This is a genomic window from Bacteroides sp. AM37-9, assembly GCF_003603455.1.
Lineage (GTDB): Bacteria > Bacteroidota > Bacteroidia > Bacteroidales > Bacteroidaceae > Bacteroides > Bacteroides xylanisolvens.
In genome coordinates this window covers 120,318-138,845 of the sequence record NZ_QTNF01000009.1, presented here as the reverse complement: position 1 = coordinate 138,845, position 18,528 = coordinate 120,318, and the positions used below count along the sequence as shown (strand labels likewise).

Annotated in this window: 12 protein-coding genes; 10 read left to right on the top strand and 2 right to left on the bottom strand. The window is 41.4% G+C overall.

Going from position 1 to position 18,528, the window contains the following annotated elements:
- Window positions 1-195 precede the first annotated feature (195 nt).
- The 4 genes from DW862_RS08595 to DW862_RS08580 all read left to right on the top strand — a co-directional run bounded on the left by DW862_RS08595 (window position 196) and on the right by DW862_RS08580 (window position 3,442).
- The gene (locus tag DW862_RS08595; RefSeq protein WP_120067794.1) at window positions 196-975 is read left to right on the top strand and encodes a M15 family metallopeptidase; all 780 of its coding nucleotides are present in this window, start codon (window positions 196-198) and stop codon (window positions 973-975) included.
- Window positions 976-1,044: 69 nt separating this feature from the next.
- The gene (locus tag DW862_RS08590) at window positions 1,045-2,235 is read left to right on the top strand and encodes a class I SAM-dependent methyltransferase (protein ID WP_165861900.1); all 1,191 of its coding nucleotides are present in this window, start codon (window positions 1,045-1,047) and stop codon (window positions 2,233-2,235) included.
- A gap of 47 nt (window positions 2,236-2,282) precedes the next feature.
- Entirely contained in the window at window positions 2,283-2,936 is a 654-nt protein-coding gene (locus tag DW862_RS08585) for a hypothetical protein (protein ID WP_004296614.1), read from the top strand.
- 20 nt (window positions 2,937-2,956) lie between these two features.
- Window positions 2,957-3,442, top strand: coding sequence for a hypothetical protein (locus DW862_RS08580; protein ID WP_055234439.1), 486 nt, complete (start codon window positions 2,957-2,959; stop codon window positions 3,440-3,442).
- Window positions 3,443-3,579: 137 nt separating this feature from the next.
- Here the strand turns inward: DW862_RS08580 and DW862_RS08575 are convergent, their stop codons facing one another.
- Window positions 3,580-5,430, bottom strand: coding sequence for a mechanosensitive ion channel family protein (locus tag DW862_RS08575; protein WP_120067792.1), 1,851 nt, complete (start codon window positions 5,428-5,430; stop codon window positions 3,580-3,582).
- Window positions 5,431-5,557: 127 nt separating this feature from the next.
- Here DW862_RS08575 and DW862_RS08570 point away from each other — a divergent pair, with 127 nt between their 5' ends.
- Window positions 5,558-6,547, top strand: a complete 990-nt coding sequence (locus DW862_RS08570) for a calcium/sodium antiporter (protein ID WP_120067789.1) — start codon at window positions 5,558-5,560, stop codon at window positions 6,545-6,547.
- Window positions 6,548-6,617: 70 nt separating this feature from the next.
- On the opposite strand, the gene DW862_RS08565 is transcribed toward DW862_RS08570, so the two are convergent.
- Entirely contained in the window at window positions 6,618-8,186 is a 1,569-nt protein-coding gene (locus DW862_RS08565) for a DUF4832 domain-containing protein (RefSeq protein ID WP_165861899.1), read from the bottom strand.
- Between the two features lie 221 nt (window positions 8,187-8,407).
- Between DW862_RS08565 and DW862_RS08560 the strand changes: the two genes are divergently transcribed.
- The 5 genes from DW862_RS08560 to DW862_RS08540 all read left to right on the top strand — a co-directional run bounded on the left by DW862_RS08560 (window position 8,408) and on the right by DW862_RS08540 (window position 18,511).
- Window positions 8,408-9,661, top strand: coding sequence for a DUF2264 domain-containing protein (locus DW862_RS08560; protein WP_120067787.1), 1,254 nt, complete (start codon window positions 8,408-8,410; stop codon window positions 9,659-9,661).
- A gap of 214 nt (window positions 9,662-9,875) precedes the next feature.
- Entirely contained in the window at window positions 9,876-10,793 is a 918-nt protein-coding gene (locus DW862_RS08555; RefSeq protein ID WP_087317391.1) for an alkaline phosphatase, read from the top strand.
- A 405-nt stretch (window positions 10,794-11,198) separates the two neighbouring features.
- Window positions 11,199-12,527 (top strand): ATP-binding protein, encoded by a 1,329-nt coding sequence (locus DW862_RS08550; protein ID WP_087317393.1) that lies wholly within the window; start codon window positions 11,199-11,201, stop codon window positions 12,525-12,527.
- 1,252 nt (window positions 12,528-13,779) lie between these two features.
- A complete protein-coding gene (locus DW862_RS08545) occupies window positions 13,780-16,845 on the top strand; it encodes a TonB-dependent receptor (RefSeq protein ID WP_120067784.1) in 3,066 nt (1,021 codons plus the stop codon).
- Between the two features lie 34 nt (window positions 16,846-16,879).
- Window positions 16,880-18,511 carry a RagB/SusD family nutrient uptake outer membrane protein gene (locus DW862_RS08540; protein WP_008023368.1) on the top strand — a complete coding sequence of 544 codons (1,632 nt, stop codon included), beginning with the start codon at window positions 16,880-16,882 and terminating at the stop codon, window positions 18,509-18,511.
- Window positions 18,512-18,528: the final 17 nt, after the last annotated feature.

The window sequence follows — 18,528 nt, the reverse complement described above, 5'->3', positions numbered from 1 at the left end:
ACTTAATCTCTTACTTTGTGCCACCGTATTGGCACGGCTGTGCCATCGAAGTGGCAAAGTTGTGCCAACGTAGAGGCATAACTGTGCCAATATAGTGGCACGACCTGACCACTTAAACAATCAGGATTTAAAGGTAGCTTATTGGAGCAAAAGCCAAAAAGAAGTATCTTTGGCACACTAAATACAAAAGGTTGAATGATTATTCTAAAATATAGTTTCGCTATCTTCTGTTTGCTGCTGACAGGATGCTCCTTCTTTTCCAGCCAAAAGGAAAAGGAGAACCCCGCCCTGACGGAATATGAATATACGACGGACGATATGCAATCCGGCGAAGAAAGTTCCACCATCTCACCGCCACCGATAGAGCGAAGCGCAATGGCTCTCTACATGGATTCACTGGGACTCGTCAACGTAACCGATCTGGATAGCAGCCTCGTTGTTAAGTTGATGTATACGCAAGCTGATAATTTCACTGGCGAAGTGCTTTACGACAACTTAACGGAAGCCTATCTGCATCCGGATGCGGCATACGCTCTTATAGAAGCACAAAAAGCCTTGAAAGAGCTACACCCGTCTTATAGTCTTATCATTTACGATGCAGCCCGCCCCATGTCGGTACAAAAGAAGATGTGGAACGTAGTGAAAGGAACGTCCAAATACAAATATGTCTCTAACCCAAACCGTGGAGGCGGACTACACAACTACGGACTGGCAGTAGACATCAGTATTCAAGACTCTTTAGGGCAGCCTTTACCTATGGGAACCCAAGTAGACCATTTAGGTGTGGAAGCCCACATCACAAACGAAAACGAACTGGTACATAACGGAAAAATGAGTGAAACAGAACGTCAGAACCGGATACTGCTGCGAAAAGTAATGAAAGAAGCCGGGTTCCGTGCATTACCCAGCGAGTGGTGGCATTTCAATTTTTGCAGCCGGGATGTAGCCAGACAGAAATATAAGTTAATACCATAAATCGGTGCTCGGCAAGATCATAACCGGTGCTCAACGATTCATTGTAATATCCTATAACACAATAACGCCATGATACAAATCTCCCCCGAAACTCAACTTTTTATCCGCGAACATTCATCGGACGATGTACGTGCACTGGCTTTACAAGCTAAAAAGTATCCGGATATAAATATGCCGACTGCCATCACCCAAATTGCAGGAAGACAGGTTGCCGCCGAAAAGATTCCTTCATGGCGAGAAATAGAAGAGATATGGTATCCGAAACATCTGTCGCTAGAGCAATGCTCTTCTGAAATCACTGCCCGCTACAAAGCCCGTCTTTTTCAGGGAGATTCGCTGATCGACCTCACCGGAGGCTTCGGCATAGACTGTTCTTTTCTTGCCACCGGATTCAAGACTGCCACTTATGTAGAACGCCAGGAAGAACTTTGTGAAATAGCGGCACACAACTTTCCCATCCTGAATCTAAACCATATAAACGTAAGAAATGAGGATGGAGTCGCCTATCTGCAATCAATGTCCCCCGTAGATTGTATCTTCCTCGACCCTGCCCGCCGCAATGAACACGGCGGAAAAACGGTCGCCATCTCTGACTGTGAACCGAACGTAGCCGAACTCGAAGCTCTTCTGCTTAGCAAAGTCAACCGGGTAATGATAAAACTCTCTCCCATGCTCGATCTTTCATTGGCACTAAAAGAGCTGAAGCATACGCAGGAAATTCATATCCTATCCGTCAATAACGAATGTAAGGAACTACTCATTCTACTCGGACAAACATCACCGGCGGAAATCGCCATTCATTGTGTAAACCTCCTCACGAAAGGGACTCAAGAAGAACAACACCTCGTATTCACCCGCGAACAGGAGCAGCGTAGCCAATGTACTTATACCGATTCTTTAGGAAATTACCTTTACGAGCCGAATGCATCTCTTCTGAAAGCCGGTGCCTTCCGCAGCATTGCCGCAGCCTACCCCGTCCGGAAACTGCATCCCAACAGTCATCTTTATACCTCCGATTCTTTCATTGAAAACTTCCCCGGAAGAATCTTCCGCATTGTCAACCAGTGCAGTTTCAATAAAAAAGAAGTAAAGGAGAATCTGGCAGATCTGAAAAAAGCAAATGTGACTGTCCGCAACTTTCCCACCACAGTGGCCGAACTTCGCAAACGGCTCCATCTGACAGAAGGAGGAGATACTTACTTATTTGCCAGCACATTAAATAATGGGCAAAAAGTCATCATCCGCTGCGAGAAAGTCTGAACTATTTGCTATTTTTGCGAAAAGAAACACAATCTAAACTAATCCCGATGAATCAAACACCCGTAAAAGCGATTCTATTATTAATCGTATTCACGCTGTCCTGTCATACTCGACTTTTCTCACAGAGAGATTTTGAGCGACATGAGTTCTCGTTTCATGCCGGCTATGGTGTGATGTTTCATAACCCTCCCACGCTAACGCTAAGTACCCACAGCTACCAACGTACACTTGCACAAGGCGTAAGCTGGGATGGACAATACCACTTCCGTCCTCTCAAACGCTTTATCTTCGGAGGAATCTACACCGGATTTTCTTCCAAAGGAAGCCATCTTGAAGGAAAAGACCATTTATGGATTCATTTCATCGGTACGCAAATCGGAATGTGTAATGCCAATACCAAACATTGGCAAATCCGGGTGACAACCGGTCCCGGCGGAGTCATTCTACGGAACAACAGCGAGGTATTCGGCAACACACGAAAAGTAAGAGCCTTCACTATCGGTCTCCTCACTAATGCCAATCTTACCTATAAGCTGAATCCCAACTTGGGAGTCAGTTTAGGAGTGCAATATATGTATAGCGAACTACTTAGAATGAGGACTTACTATCACGAAGAAAAGGTTACTGTAAAACTCAATTCAAATGATGATGTCAACCTCACGCGACTAAACATCACTACGGGATTATCCTATTATTTCTAACATCCACTAAAAAAAGCACTATGAAGAAATATATACTCATTCTCTTTTCCATCATCAGCTTTTGGAGCTGTAAAGAAACGGAAAACGAATCGATCGACATCACCGTTTTGCCTTCTGCCACCACTACAGGAGCCAACACATTCGGTTGCCTAATGGACGGCTGGGTTTATGTGGGAGGGCGATACCTGAATTGGGGACACTCGTATGTATGGACGTATGATTCATTCTACTATTACACAGAAGAAGACAAACTCTCCGTTAATGTTTCCGTAAAACCCGGTATCAATCTATCTTTCACTATTTTATCGCCCCAAGAAGGCAAAGAATCAACGATTACCGATATAGAGTTCGGAAGAGAAGAGCTGGAAGACGGAACAGCTTTCATAAGCCGTTTCGACACAGAAATGAAAATCATCAGTGTCACATTCGGTAACGGCAAACGGCTGACTAACGGACGTTTTGATATTCATTATACAGAACACGACAGTAGCAAATATCCCCAATAAATGCAACCCAAACACTATAGTGTAAAAATGTTCGACAAAAAACAACTTCCATTATAGTAGACGGTTCTGGGTGTAACGGATATTATGAACAAAAACTAATTGCCGAATGAATGGGTACGATGGATAAATTGAAAAAACTATTCAGGTTTACTTTCTTCTCCGGCTTTATTAGAAGGATTATTGCTTTTCTGGTACTCCTTGGGAGTGGTCGATTCATTTCCATCCCGAACTGCCATATAGTGCGGTGACATGATTTCAATGCCGGCCTCATTAAATTTATCCTGAATATTCTGATGCAAATCCGAATAAATCTGTGCCATCTTATCTGCCTGTTTGATATAAGCATTAATTTGATAGACCGGATACCAGTCGCTCAACGAAGTTTCCAACACAAACGGACGCGGATCGTCCACCACACCGGGAGTGTTCAACGCAGCATCAATCAATATCTGATTAACCTGCCGCCAGGGAACATCATAGCCGATAGATACTTCCGAGTGAATAATCAATCCATATTCACGGGCTGAAGTACTGTAGTTTACCGTATGAGATGACATGATAAATGAATTGGGAACAGTCACAACCTCATTTTTAGGAGTCCGGATACGGGTGACAAGAGGAGTTTTTTCGATGATATCACCTGTGGTATCATTCAATTTGATCCGGTCGCCCATCTTGAACGGACGCATATAAGTAATCACCAGTCCGGCAATAATATTACCGATAACCGTACTTGATCCGAGCGAAACGATCAATCCGACAAATACCGAAATACCTTGGAACACACCGGAATCGGAGCCCGGGAGATAAGGATAAATCATCGCAATCATAAATGCATAAAGCAGGAAACGGGCGATATGGAAAGTCGGCATCGCCCAGTCCGGGTAGAAGCCGTTGATTTTGAGTCGTCCTGCTTCCACTTCACGTGCCAGATACAAAACGAGACGCACCAGATACCTCACAGCATACCAAATAACGATAATGGTAAACAACTTAGGAATATAGTCAATGATACCCACAAAGATAGCGCGAATCGGATTCCATATATATCCTAACAGTTGATATGCCAACCCTTCTGTCTGCGGGAAGATGATAAAAATCAATGGTACGGTAAACAGTAGTTGCAATCCCATCAGTATATACCGCCCGATACTGGACAGGAATACTAACAGGTTTGCCTGTTTCTGCGCATCCAGCAATTCATATCCCTGGATAGATACCGGTTTTATCTTCGTGTCTTTCAGACGCAAAATACGCGCTTTCAGTTTACGGAACAACCAGTTGGTCAAGCGGAACAGAAAATACTGTCCTACAATTACCAACACAAAATAGAGCACACGCTTTGCCATTCGCCAAAGTCCGTGCTCCGCTTTCATCTCATGCAGTTTGGCGACAACGTTCTGTTGTCTTTCCTTAGCCAGCGAATCACGGGAGACTCCTTCCCACAAAGCGTCCTGATCGGTAAGAGAAAGCAGTACTTTGCTGCCGTACATCAAATCGGAAACAATGTCCGAATGGTCAATAGCAACAGAATCAGGTTTCAAATTAAAACGTCTTCCTATTTCTTCGATCGCTGCACCGGTCATCTGTGCACGTTGCTGGGGAGTATATCCACCACGTTTGGTGAAAAGGTAAAATAAGGTATCACCGTCCGCCACTACCGGCATGCCCTTAGTGAACTGCCGCAGGGAGTCGATACGCTGACGCTGCTGTGCATATTTTACGGAGTCGGCGGTAGCCATCTGGAGCTTCATCTGCTCCATTTCCATCCGCATATTCGCCTCGTTGAGCCGGGCTTCCTCCAATGATTTCCGCATATTCACCAGATGGATAGAATCCGAATCCCGCTTCAAAGGAACATGTCTGCCCGCTATTGTATCTCCGGCAAATATCTTCTTAACCGCCTGTTCCAACTGTGCTTGCGCCCCGATTGCCAGGAAAGAAAAGAACAACACCAGTAACGACCGTTTTATTTTATTTATTTCCATACCTTATATTCCTTGATTATAATTAAGGTTAATCTAACATTTCATTAAAAACAGAGCAAACATACGGATTGTTTTTGACATTACCATTTCCAAATTGATTATCTTTGCCACTAAAAGAGAAAAAAATATGAATATATTATTACTTATCGGGGGATTAATCCTCATTCTTCTAGGAGCTAACGGATTAACAGACGGTGCCGCCTCGGTAGCCAAGCGCTTTCACATCCCTCCCATCGTGATCGGACTTACCATTGTTGCATTCGGCACTTCTGCCCCGGAACTGACAGTCAGTGTATCTTCCGCTCTCAAAGGAAGCGCGGATATTGCCATAGGCAACGTAGTGGGAAGCAACATTTTCAATACGTTGATGATTGTGGGCTGCACGGCCTTATTCGCCCCGATTGTCATCACCCGCAATACACTTAGAAAAGAGATACCGCTCTGCATACTTTCTTCTATTGTCTTGCTGATTTGTGCCAATGATGTATTTCTAGATAAAGCTCCGGAGAATATCCTGAACAGAGTAGACGGCTTATTATTACTTTGTTTCTTTGTCATCTTCATGGGTTATACCTTTGCCATCGCCTCCAAGCCGGGCACAACGGAACAGGCGGGACAGATAGAAGCTCCGACCATAGAAGAGGAGACAGAAATCAAATCACTCCCCTGGTGGAAATCCATTCTTTATATCATCGGAGGCTTGGCTGCCCTTATTTTTGGAGGTCAGTTGTTTGTTGACGGCGCCACGGGCATCGCCCGCAACCTGGGTGTCAGCGAATCGATTATCGGACTGACACTGGTTGCAGGAGGTACTTCTCTTCCTGAACTGGCTACGTCTATCGTTGCCGCATTAAAGAAGAATCCGGAAATTGCCATTGGAAATGTGATCGGTAGTAACCTCTTCAATATATTCTTTGTACTGGGATGTAGCGCCAGCATCACCCCTCTCCATCTTAGCGGAATTACCAACTTCGACCTGCTTACGCTAGTAGGTTCCGGTATCCTGCTCTGGTTATTCGGGCTGTTCTTTGCCAAAAGGACTATCACAAGAATCGAAGGAGGGATTATGATACTTTGTTATGTGGCGTACACGATGGTATTGATTTATAACACTTGAGAATAGCAAAAGGCTTCTGACACTACTATCAGAAGCCTTTTTATTCATACAGGTAAATTAAAATTAATCGTTATTTCACCTCAACTGTTGTCAATACATTAACGCCATATTTTCCGTCTTCAGACACCCACCAGGTGGTATTACCATTCGCACAGCGCAGGGCGTAACGAGGATTATATTTCAACCGTTCCGAACCGTCGGGTATCCACAGACCCAGTCTGTATTCTCCGGCGGGCATTGGGCCTTGTAATTGAATAGACTGATTTACAGAATGTACCAATGGCGTATATGCCGCGTCTCCCGGTTGGAACGGTTGCCAATCCAACGGGTTGGCTTCCGTCAGGAACTCGGTGACTTTCCCTTTGTCGTCAATCAACACAAAGTAGACAGGATGCTCCCCAAAGACAGTGGCAAAACCTCTGTTTACCAAGCCTAATTTCAGTCGGTTTTCCTTACCAGACTGTAACTTTTCCGGTAGTTGAAGCGACTGCAATTCAATCCGATAGCCAAGATGGTCGCGTATATAATCGAACATATTACGTTGTACCTTCGTTCCGTCCTGCTTCTGAAAATAGCTGTCGGATACAGGCATATGATGCTGACGAAGTGAATCTTCCGTTATCATTGTTTTCTTCCACACAATCATGGAGTATTCGGGAGGATTGTTCTCATCAAACCTGTTATTAGGATGCTGCTCTTTATAATTATGTATAATACTCAATGAAGTATAATGCTGGAGAAACAGGCGTCTCGCCGTTTGCATACCATCGATAATCCATCCTGCTGAAGGACTGTCCGGATCGGCACCTACACTCCAAAATCCCCAGGGAAGTTCACCGTCTACCACCAAATAAGGCGATTCTTTCACAATCTGGTCGAATTTGACAGTTCCTTCGTGCATATCAGCATCCCACCTGTCAGGCCGTATGACAATAAAATCATCGTGGAACGAGAGTCTTTTATACAGTTCCGGTTTATCTTTCAACAGGTTCTTAAATTCCGGTAGTCTCACTTGTACATTTCTCTCTACGGGAACCACCGAAAGCAATTTTTCCAACACGGCTGCTTTTGTTTCTTCCGAGTTCTCCAAACCCTGAATAGAACTATGCCATTCTCCCCATGCACCGATCATACCGGCTTGCACTACCAAAATCAGGTCTTTATTTTTCTCCAGGAAAGGTTTCAACTGGTCCAAATGTTCCAAAATCTGCTCTCCGGTAGGACCGACGGCGGCTCTCCCCATAAAGTCCCGCTCATAAGCAAAACGCAACACCGCTTTCTTACCCAACTTCTGTAGTTCATCAAAATAGGTTTGCATAGTTTGGAAGTTTTCTTCCGATAGTTTTTCACCTATTAAATAGGTAAGATAGAAATAGCTTTGAACGAGTGACACACTGTCTGCTACATACTTTTCCGACAGTTCCAACAATTCCGTTGTCGGACGATCTTTCTCGTGCAACACATCTACCGCCGTCTCCAACCGGAATCCTCTTCCGGGATTATAGAGTCCATTTTCACCATGCAGATCATCCACACAAATTCCGCGAAACTCAAGAGTCCGTTGAGAATCACCACAGCCACTTACCAGCAGGGCCAATAAAGCAGCTATCACACTGCTATACATCCAATACTTCTTCATAGTAATATTTTGTTTGCAGGCAAATATATAACAAATCAAAACACGAACACAGATCACAACCCATTTCGCACAGAAAAGTATCAGTTTGGGATAAAAAAAGCAAAAGTATTAGTTAATGCTAAGATTGTATTTGTCTCGCAAGTTGAATAACCCTACCTTTGTCACAGCAGCCAGTAACAGCCAACTGACCATTAAAATAATCCTTAAACAGTAAATAATACATGAATAGATTAAATTGGTTCTTCTTACTAATAGTTACCATTCTGTTGATTCCGGCAGAAAAGGCCACCGCAAAAAAGAAAACAGAAAAGTGTGACAGAGAAATATGGTGCGAAGTGATGTACCGGATGGCTGCTCCCGTATTAAGTAATATGAGCGAAGGAGCACTAAAACAAAATATGCTTGTCGAATTAAGCCCGACATGGGACGGCCGCAACAAAGATGTCACTTATATGGAATGTTTCGGACGACTGATGGCGGGACTGGCTCCCTGGTTGTCACTGCCGGATGATAACACCACAGAGGGAACCCACCGTAAACAGCTCCGCGAATGGGCACTGAAAAGCTACGTCAATGCCGTAGACCCGAAAAGCCCGGACTATCTGTTATGGCGCCAAGAGGGTCAGACACTGGTAGACGCAGCCTATATCGCCGAAAGTTTTCTACGAGGCTATGATGCTTTATGGACACCGTTGGATAGCCTCACTAAACAACGTTACATCAATGAATTCACTCAACTCAGACGAGTTGATCCGTCATATAGCAACTGGTTATTGTTCAGTGCAACTGTCGAATCGTTTCTTCGAAAAGCAGGCGCACCCAGCGACACCTACCGTATCAGTTCTTCCTTACGGAAGATAGAAGAATGGTACGTAGGTGACGGCTGGTATTCGGATGGTCCCAACTTCGCATTCGATTATTACAATAGTTTCGTGATACATCCTATGTATATAGAATCACTGGAAATAATCACCGAAGCCGGCAAACACAAAAATATATGGAATATGCCCGGCTGCGATTATCAGAAAGCAATCACACGGGCACAACGATTCGGCATGATTCTCGAACGGCTTATTTCTCCGGAAGGCACACTACCCGTTGTCGGACGTTCCATCACTTACCGCACCGGTTCCCTGCAAACTTTAGCCTTACTCGCCTGGCGAAAATGGCTTCCCAAAGAATTAACAAACGGACAAATACGTGCCGGCATGACTGCTGTTATCGAGCGTATGTTTGGCAACGACCGCAACTTCAATGAAAAAGGTTTTCTAACACTGGGCTTCAACGGTTCACAACCCGGCATCTCCGATTATTACACCAATAACGGCAGCTTATATATGGCGTCACTTGCCTTCCTGCCGTTAGGTCTTCCCGCAGATGATCCGTTCTGGACAGATGCCGCACAGCCTTGGACTTCGAAAAAAGCATGGGATGGAGATGATTTTCCAAGAGATCATTCTTATCACGAGAAATAAGTGATAATCAGCATCATATAATAGTTTCCAGTTATACTGGAAACTATTATCCATTCACACTGAAAAAACAAATAAAAAGCAATTTGTATAAAAGTATTGGTATATGCTAATATTATATTTGTCTCCTTTTCACAATAGCCTACCTTTGCTTATCATCAATGATGACGTCTTATTAAACAACGAATAAAACATTAACCATTTAAATAAAAGTATCATGAATAGACAAAACCTTTTAACATTACTCGCTACATTCGCATTACTCTTCAGCTTCACATATTCTTGTAATGCCAAAGGAAAAGACAAGGCCAAACACGTTGTTTTCATCGGTTTAGATGGCTGGGGCGCATATAGCCTACCCAAAGCAGATATGCCTAATGTCAAAAAATTAATGGAAGACGGTTCTTATACATTAAAGAAACGTTCGGCACTTCCTTCTTCCAGCGCCATCAACTGGGCATCCATGTTTATGGGAGCCGGACCGGAACTTCACGGATATACCGAGTGGGGATCCAAAACACCTGAACTTCCGTCGCGTGTATTGAACAAGAACGGAATCTTCCCGACTGTATTCCAATTGCTGCGCGACGCCCGCCCGGAAGCAGAAATCGGTTGCCTCTACGAATGGGAAGGTATCAAATATTTAGTGGACACCCTTTCTCTGAACTATCATTATCATGTTGCCGATTGCAACAAAACTCCCAAAGAATTAGGCAATATGGCATCAGCCTATATAAAAGAGAAACATCCGGCCCTTGTTGCCATCTGCTACGACGGCCCCGACCATACCGGACATACTGAAGGACATGATACTCCCGCCTATTATGAAAAACTCAAAGAGTTGGATATATATGTCGGTCAAATTGTCCAGGCTGTAAAAGACGCAGGAATCCTTGATGATACTATTTTTATATTAACTTCCGACCACGGCGGCATTGACAAAGGACACGGCGGCAAGACAATGCGAGAAATGGAAACAGCTTTCATCATTTCCGGCAAGAATATTAAAAAAGGACTTCGTTTTGATGACATAAGCATGATGCAATATGATGTAGCTTCTACCATAGCATCTATTTTCAATCTCGAACAACCACAAGTCTGGATAGGCAGACCGATGAAGATTGTTTTCAAATAATCACTCTTTTCTCCATACTCATCTTATTTACTGAAACAAATACAGCAATAATCTTTCAATATACTGAAAGATTATTGCTGAAATATAGTCATTATATAAAATATCCAATATTCACTAGTAAAGAAGTCCAAACATCCATAGTGGAATCCGATTATGATGCCCAATTTCTGTCCCATCAACAGCAAGAAAAATAAATCCTCCAACGTCTTTTTTTGCTGATGAAGTTTAGGCAGGTCCAATGGAATCAATTTCTATATCGGACTCACGTTAATTTGCTACTTTCATTTTAGGATTCTTTTTTAGGCTATTACATTATGAAATATAAATCGGAATGTCTATATTTGCACATAGCCAAAAAATAACGGCCGTTATTATTACCGTGGTGGAATTTAAAAAGAAAGAGCTATGAAATTTTATAATCGAGAGAAAGAATTGCAGAGATTAAATAAAACTAGAGAAGTAGCTTTTAATAATCATTCTCAAATGACTGTCCTTACAGGTCGTAGGCGCATCGGTAAAACAAGTTTGATTTTAAAGTCTTGCGAAAATACACCTACGGTCTATCTCTTTGTAAGTCGGGGAAATGAAACAATGCTTTGCAACCAGTTTGCACAAGTTGCGAGCAGAGAGCTTAATAGCTTTATTTCACCGGATATCTCATCATTTTCAAATCTCTTTGAAACACTAATGGGTATAGGACGAAATATGTCCTATAACTTAATTATAGACGAATTTCAAGAGTTCTTTTACATCAATGAAACAGTATACAGTCAAATGCAAGATATTTGGGATAGATATAAGGATACTACCCACGTGAATTTAATTGCCAGTGGTTCTGTCTACACCCTTATGCATCGTATTTTCATGGATTATAAAGAGCCCCTTTACGGGCGTTGTGATAGCGTAATGAAATTACGACCGTTTGAAACCACTATTCTGAAAGAAATATTATCGGATCATAAACCTAACTACACAAATGAAGACTTACTAGCTTTGTACACGTTTACAGGTGGAGTTCCGAAATATATAGAGAATTTCATCGATAATGGCTGTATGAGTGTTGATGAAATGATTGATTTTATGATGCTCCCAGATTCCATGTTCCAAAACGAAGGAAAGACGCTATTGATTCAGGAGTTTGGGAAAAAATACGGAAATTACTTTGCTATTTTATCAGCAATAGCAAATGGCGACAATACGATTCCAAAACTCAACGACACGACCGGGGAAACAACGGTTACCGGACATTTAAAGCGGTTGGAAGAGGATTATGAATTGATAACAAAGAAACGACCTATTTTTGCAAAAGACGGAACGCAAACTGTCCGCTTTGAGATATCTGATTTGTTTTTACGCTTTTGGTTTCGTTATTTCACAAAGTATAACGATCTCATTGAAACAGGAAACCTTGAACTGTTAGGAAAAATAATAAAGGATGATTACCCAACCTATTCAGGGTTAACGCTTGAAATGTATTTCCGCCAAAAGATGGCTGAAAGTAAAGAATTCCGGAATATCGGTTCTTGGTGGCAGACAAAAAAGGAAAAGATCCCTTGTGAAATTGATATTGTAGGGATTTATGCAGATGACAAGCATGCATTAGTAGCCGAAGTGAAACGACAGCGCAAAAACTTTAAGCCAACAGAATTTAGAGAGAAAGTAGAAACAATCCGTACTAAAATCCTCTCTAAATATGAGATAGACAGTCGTTGCTTAAGTATGGATGATATGTAGTAAATATTTTTTCGCAGGTTATAAAAATTAAAAGAATGGTTTCATTCAAGGTATATTTCAGCAATAATCTTTCAATATACTGAAAGATTATTGCTGAAATATAGTCATTATATAAAAAGTCTACTCACTGAAAAAATGACTCTTCTTAAAAAAAGAATATCTAAACAGTCTGGAAAGGCATTAATTACATCCACCGTTTGAAAAGAATAGAAAAGCGCCGGCATTTACAAGTACAAAAATCTTTTTTATTATTATTTAAATGATTCCCCAATCAAATCGCAACATTTTTCCTTCTTTATCTACCATTTAAAAGGTATAAATTCAAATATTACACATTCCTATCACTGTCTTGTTTTCAATATTTATAATAAACCAGAGGGAAAACAAGCACCTAATAGCCCCTTCACATCTTCCTCACCGAGAAACAATAGCTTCTCCGGTGAGAAACAAATCGATGCACACCGAGGAACACCTCATTGGTTTTAAAGTAATAAGTGCTTTACAAACAGGAAAAAATGCATATTCCGTATAGCTTTATACAATATCAGCTTATATTTTCGTATATACATACAGTTATTTATGCAATATCTTCTATAGTTCATCAATTTTAGCATAATCACTTTTCAACAAAATCTTAAAAATAGCACATTAATAGAGAAAAGATATGCAACTTTCAACTATGGTATCAGCCAAATTCCGGAATTATTAAAACGAGAAAAAGGCACAACCATTTGCTGCCTGCAAACAGCAAATGATTATATACCCAATTTTGAAGATGAAATCGCAGATCCAATGGAACCAAATAGTAAATCAAAGCCATTCATTCTTTATTTCATTTATCTTCTGCCGGAAATTTTTATATATCCCAGAGGGCATTATATAAATCAGGCTTTAATATTCATACCAATAAATTCGTCAATTAATGGTATTTCAGTATCACATTAAAGAAATTATATTGTCTTTTTTACTCATATTTATGCTTTTTGTTAATATTGTATTAGTATTTGATAAAATTATATTTGTCCCTCGTACTAAACCACCCTACCTTTGCTCCCAGATTCAAACAATATAAAATTATATATGCAATGAAAAACAAATTATTTTATCTTATTGGAGTAGCACATCTATTAAGTTACATCAGTAAATAGACTTCCAGTGTAAGCAATGTTGATGGAAAATATTCCCTATTGCCACTCACAATTAACAAAACGAATTATATGTCTAAGAGTTTATAAATCTAATGCAATAAATCATGAGTAAAAAAATTCATTTCTTACTTTTCTTCTTTCTCTGCCTAGCCAGTATTCCATTGGTAGCCCAGAATATTGAAGTTAAAGGAGTCGTAACAGAAGCTACGACTAACGAGCCCTTACCAGGAGTCACAGTAAAAGTTAAAGGAAAAGACACTGGTACAGTTACAAATATGGACGGTAAATATACCGTTAAAGCCAATAAAGGCGACATACTGGTATTCTCTACAATAGGTATGAAAAGTATAGAGCATACAATATCATCTAACGCTCCGATTAATGTCAGTATGGAAGAAGACAATGTGGCTCTCGAACAAGTAGTTGTCATCGGATATGGTACAGCAAAAAAAAGTCACCTTTCCGGAGCTGTAAGTTCAGTAGGCGCAAAAGAACTGAATGGTGCCGTTGCCACAAATGCAGGTACAGCACTCCAAGGTAAAATTGCAGGTGTATCCGTAACAAGTACTAGCGGTGACCCGAATGAAGGAATGACCATTAACGTACGTGGTATCAGTTCTCTCTCTAGCAATGATCCACTTTACGTCATTGACGGTTCTTTCGGAGACCTTAGCATGGTAGATCCATCAGATATTGCTTCCATTGAAGTGTTGAAGGATGCGGCTGCCGCCGCTATTTATGGTTCTCGTGCAGCCGGTGGCGTTGTATTAGTAACTACTAAAAGCGGTCGTAAAGACATGCCTACAAAGCTTGAGGTAAACTTTTTCACAGGTTTCAGCCAGACACCGAAAAAACTGAAAGTATTTAATGGTGAAGAATACAGCCGCTTCGCACGTTATTATAAACTGTCTGCTGATGGTTACGGTAACGAGGTCGGTGCTGTTCCCTTTGTAGGTGAAGGTACTGATTGGCAAGAGGTAATGCTTCGCACCGCAATGACATACAAAGCAAACGCAAACATCAGCGGAGGTTCCAAGACAGGTTCATATAGTGCGTCCGCAAGCTATTTAAATAAGGAAGGAATTCTCCGTAACACTAGCCACGAATCTTACAATATTCGTTTGAAAAGTGACTATTCTTTTCTGGATAATAGGTTGGTTATCGGTGAGTCGCTGATTGTTCGCTTATCTAAAGGAGAAGGAAATATCAATCAAGATACAATGGGAGAAATCTTACGTTTTCCCTCAGTCGTACCGGTATTTGATCCGACAAACTCTACAGGATGGGGAACTTCGGCCGATATCAATCTTCCGAACCCGTATGCATATTACTCAACGGTGAACAAAAACAATGAGAAAACTCAAATTTTCCTCAACGCTTATTTACAAGCTGAAATAATTAAAGGTTTAAAGTATAAGTTGAATCTCGGACTTAGAAAGGATCATAACAGGAGCCGCACATATACAGGCATTTACGATTTGGGATCTGCTGGTAAAAACGATGCTCCAGACCTAAGTGAGGGATCATCCGATTACGAATCGTGGGTTTTGGAGAATACGTTGAACTATGACAGGGCATTTGGTAAGCACAATATTTCTGCATTGGTTGGTTATTCTGCACAAAAAGACAAGAGCTATGGATTGAACGGTAGCAACACGGATATTCCAGAATTCATCTACACTATGACAGGTAACGTTAAGACAATGACAGCCTCTAGTTCATTGAAAGAATTAACTCTCGTATCGCTCTTCGGACGTGTGATGTATACTTATGACGACCGCTACCTGTTTTCAGCGTCTATCCGTCGTGACGGTTCTTCACGCTTCCAAAAAAGACATCGATTCGGCAGCTTCCCTTCAGCATCCATCGGGTGGAATATCAATCGTGAAAAATTCTTCAAACCGCTGGAAAATATATTTGACCAATTCAAATTCCGTTTCAGCTATGGTAAACTAGGCAATCAGCAAATGGACAACTACTATCCCACTATTAGCATAGTATCCGATGGCATGAATTACCTTCAAGGAAATAATATATGGTTCGGTCAGTTACCCAACGTTACCGCAGTCTCACCTACCAACCTGACTTGGGAAAGTACGGAAACTTTTAACGTGGGACTTGATTTAAGCATGCTGAACGGTAAATTGACATTGACCGCCGATGCTTATGTAAAAAACACAAATGACGTATTACTACCCGTTCCTGTTTCAGGTTCAGCTGGTATCAGCGGACTTCCTATCCTAAACGCTGGACAAGTACGCAATAAAGGATTTGAACTATCTGTAAACTGGCGCAGCAATATCGGCGATAATTTCAACTATTATATAGGTGCAAACGTCACTACAGAGAAAAATAAAGTAACGAAGATTACGGCTGGAGGCGACGATATGGGTATTTCAGGTTATTCCGCTCACGCCGCTGCCAAAAATGGTATCAACAGATTTGAAAAAGGGCATCCTATGTCTTACTTCTATCTAGTTGAAAGTGATGGAATTTTCCGCACTCAAGAAGAAATTGACAATTACAAGAATAAGGATGGCAGACAAATACAACCGGGTGCACAACCGGGAGACGTTCGTTACAAAGACTGGAATGGTGATGGTATGATTGATGAAAATGACCAACATGATGTAGGTAATCCGTTCCCGGATTTCTCATTCGGTCTGCGCATGGGAGGCGAATGGAAAGGATTTGACTTCAATCTTTTCTTTGATGGTATGACTGGTAACAAAATATATAATTATCAACGTTATTGCCTCGAATCTGGTAAGTTCAATGGCAACTACAGCACGAAGTTGGCTAACTCATGGAGACCGGACAATCAGAACACAGACATTCCTCGTTTCTCTAAAACAGATGGGATAGACAATGGCTTAGCCTTTACCGACAGATGGCTGGAAGATGGTTCTTACTTCCGACTGAAAACACTAGATATCGGTTATTCCCTTCCTAAGGGCCTGCTAAAGAAGGTAAAACTGGAAAATGTAAGAATCTATACATCAATGGAAAACCTGTTCACATTAAGTAAATATTCCGGCTATTCCCCTGACCTCGGTGAAAGTGGCAGCATAGATATCGGAGTGGGTTACAACGTATTCTCAAGAGGAGTAGACCAAGGACGCTATCCACTCCCGCGTACTATCTCATTTGGTATTCAGGTTAGTTTATGATACAATGATAAAATCCACTAATTGAATTAATAACATGAAAAAGAATTGGTTATCATATATATGCATGGCAACTCTCTTATCCGGAGCACTGACTTCATGCAACGAAAATAAATTTCTGGATCTGAAAGATCCTAATCATTTCACGGAAGAAAACTTCTGGAGAAATAAAGCGGATGCAGAAAGCGGTCTTGCCGCTGCTTATTCCCCCATAAAATATCAAATGTATGGTTATTACGGAGCATTTGACGGATGGTTAAATTTAAATAGTCGTGGTGATGATATTTTTACGGTTCTGAATGAAGAACCTTCTATGTGGACCATCGCAACATTTCAAAACTCAACTACTACCGGATATGATCCGTATGGAGCGCTTTATGCTGGTATCCAACGTGCCAATCTTGTAATAAAAAACATCGATAAAATTCCAGCGGCAGGAATTAGTGAGGAAGACCGATCCATGATTAAAGGAGAGGCACTCTTTTTAAGAGGATTCCAATATTTCCTATTAGTTCATAATTATAAAGAAGTTCCTCTACGTTTAATTCCGTCTAACGAAGACGAAAGCAATAAACCCGCGGCTAAAGAAGAACAAATTTGGAAGCAAGCAGAGGATGATTTAAAAAATGCTATAAATAGCAATATTCCCGTCACTCGTTCCGGTGACGAGAAAGGACGTATTGAGAAAGGAGCAGCCATCGCTATGCTTGGAAAAGTATATTTATACCAGCACAAGTATCCAGAAGCAAAAGCTCAACTGGAACTATTGACGAAAGCCCCTTATTATCCAGGACGTTACGACTTAATTGAAAACTTTGCCGAGAATTTTACTACAGCGAATGAGAACAATAAGGAATCTGTTTTCGAATTGCAATATAGTAGTGATGGTGAATTGACATGGGGTAACGAAAGCGGTATCAACCTAGGTAACTCACTTCCAACATTTGTAGGTCCGGTTGCCGCCGGTGGTTGGGCTAAGCTGATGCCTTCCAGCTTTGCCGTCGGCCAGTTTGTGCAAGAAGAACGTCCTGCCGGTTCGGATACGAAGTATGACAAACGCATGTATGCAAGCTTATTTTTCAATCCCGAAGCTATGGGAGATGTAGTGAAGAACGAGAAATGGTATGGAGGAAGCCGTTCTATGGAGCAACTTTGGGATGGCAATAGCGGTAAAATGAGTGGTGGTGCTCCATCTTACAGTCAAGGTGACGGTAAGTTTTTGCTAAAAAAATACACTGCATATTTTGTAAATGCTTCTGATGCTGATATTATGGGTCATAAGGAAGGGAAAGCAAACAATTTACGAGCTATGCGATTCTCAGAAGTGCTGTTAATGTACGCCGAAGCTTGTGCCAAAACAAACGATGTAAACGGGGCAAACACCGCATTGAAGCTCGTTCGCAAAAGAGCAGGATTAGCTGATAAGACATTTGCCCAATCGGACTTGATGTTAGAAATAGAGCACCAATGCTTGCTCGAGTTTTTTGGTGAAGGACATCGTTTTGACGACCTAAAACGCTGGTATACCACTGAAGAGATTAAAAATATTTTCACTGAAAATGAAAAACAGGGAGCAGAATACTTTCAAGAAAAACATAAATATTACCCTATTCCTTCTGGAGAGTTGAACAACAATGATGCCATGGTACAAACTGAACTATGGAGATAATATTTTTACAACCAATT

Coding starts and splice junctions, on each gene's coding strand:
- DW862_RS08590 (WP_165861900.1), top strand. CDS start 1,045: ATGATACAAATCTCCCCCGAAACTCAACTTTTTATCCGCGAACATTCA.
- DW862_RS08545 (WP_120067784.1), top strand. CDS start 13,780: ATGAGTAAAAAAATTCATTTCTTACTTTTCTTCTTTCTCTGCCTAGCC.
- DW862_RS08570 (WP_120067789.1), top strand. CDS start 5,558: ATGAATATATTATTACTTATCGGGGGATTAATCCTCATTCTTCTAGGA.
- DW862_RS08560 (WP_120067787.1), top strand. CDS start 8,408: ATGAATAGATTAAATTGGTTCTTCTTACTAATAGTTACCATTCTGTTG.
- DW862_RS08585 (WP_004296614.1), top strand. CDS start 2,283: ATGAATCAAACACCCGTAAAAGCGATTCTATTATTAATCGTATTCACG.
- DW862_RS08575 (WP_120067792.1), bottom strand. CDS start 5,430: ATGGAAATAAATAAAATAAAACGGTCGTTACTGGTGTTGTTCTTTTCT.
- DW862_RS08580 (WP_055234439.1), top strand. CDS start 2,957: ATGAAGAAATATATACTCATTCTCTTTTCCATCATCAGCTTTTGGAGC.
- DW862_RS08565 (WP_165861899.1), bottom strand. CDS start 8,186: ATGAAGAAGTATTGGATGTATAGCAGTGTGATAGCTGCTTTATTGGCC.
- DW862_RS08555 (WP_087317391.1), top strand. CDS start 9,876: ATGAATAGACAAAACCTTTTAACATTACTCGCTACATTCGCATTACTC.
- DW862_RS08595 (WP_120067794.1), top strand. CDS start 196: ATGATTATTCTAAAATATAGTTTCGCTATCTTCTGTTTGCTGCTGACA.
- DW862_RS08550 (WP_087317393.1), top strand. CDS start 11,199: ATGAAATTTTATAATCGAGAGAAAGAATTGCAGAGATTAAATAAAACT.
- DW862_RS08540 (WP_008023368.1), top strand. CDS start 16,880: ATGAAAAAGAATTGGTTATCATATATATGCATGGCAACTCTCTTATCC.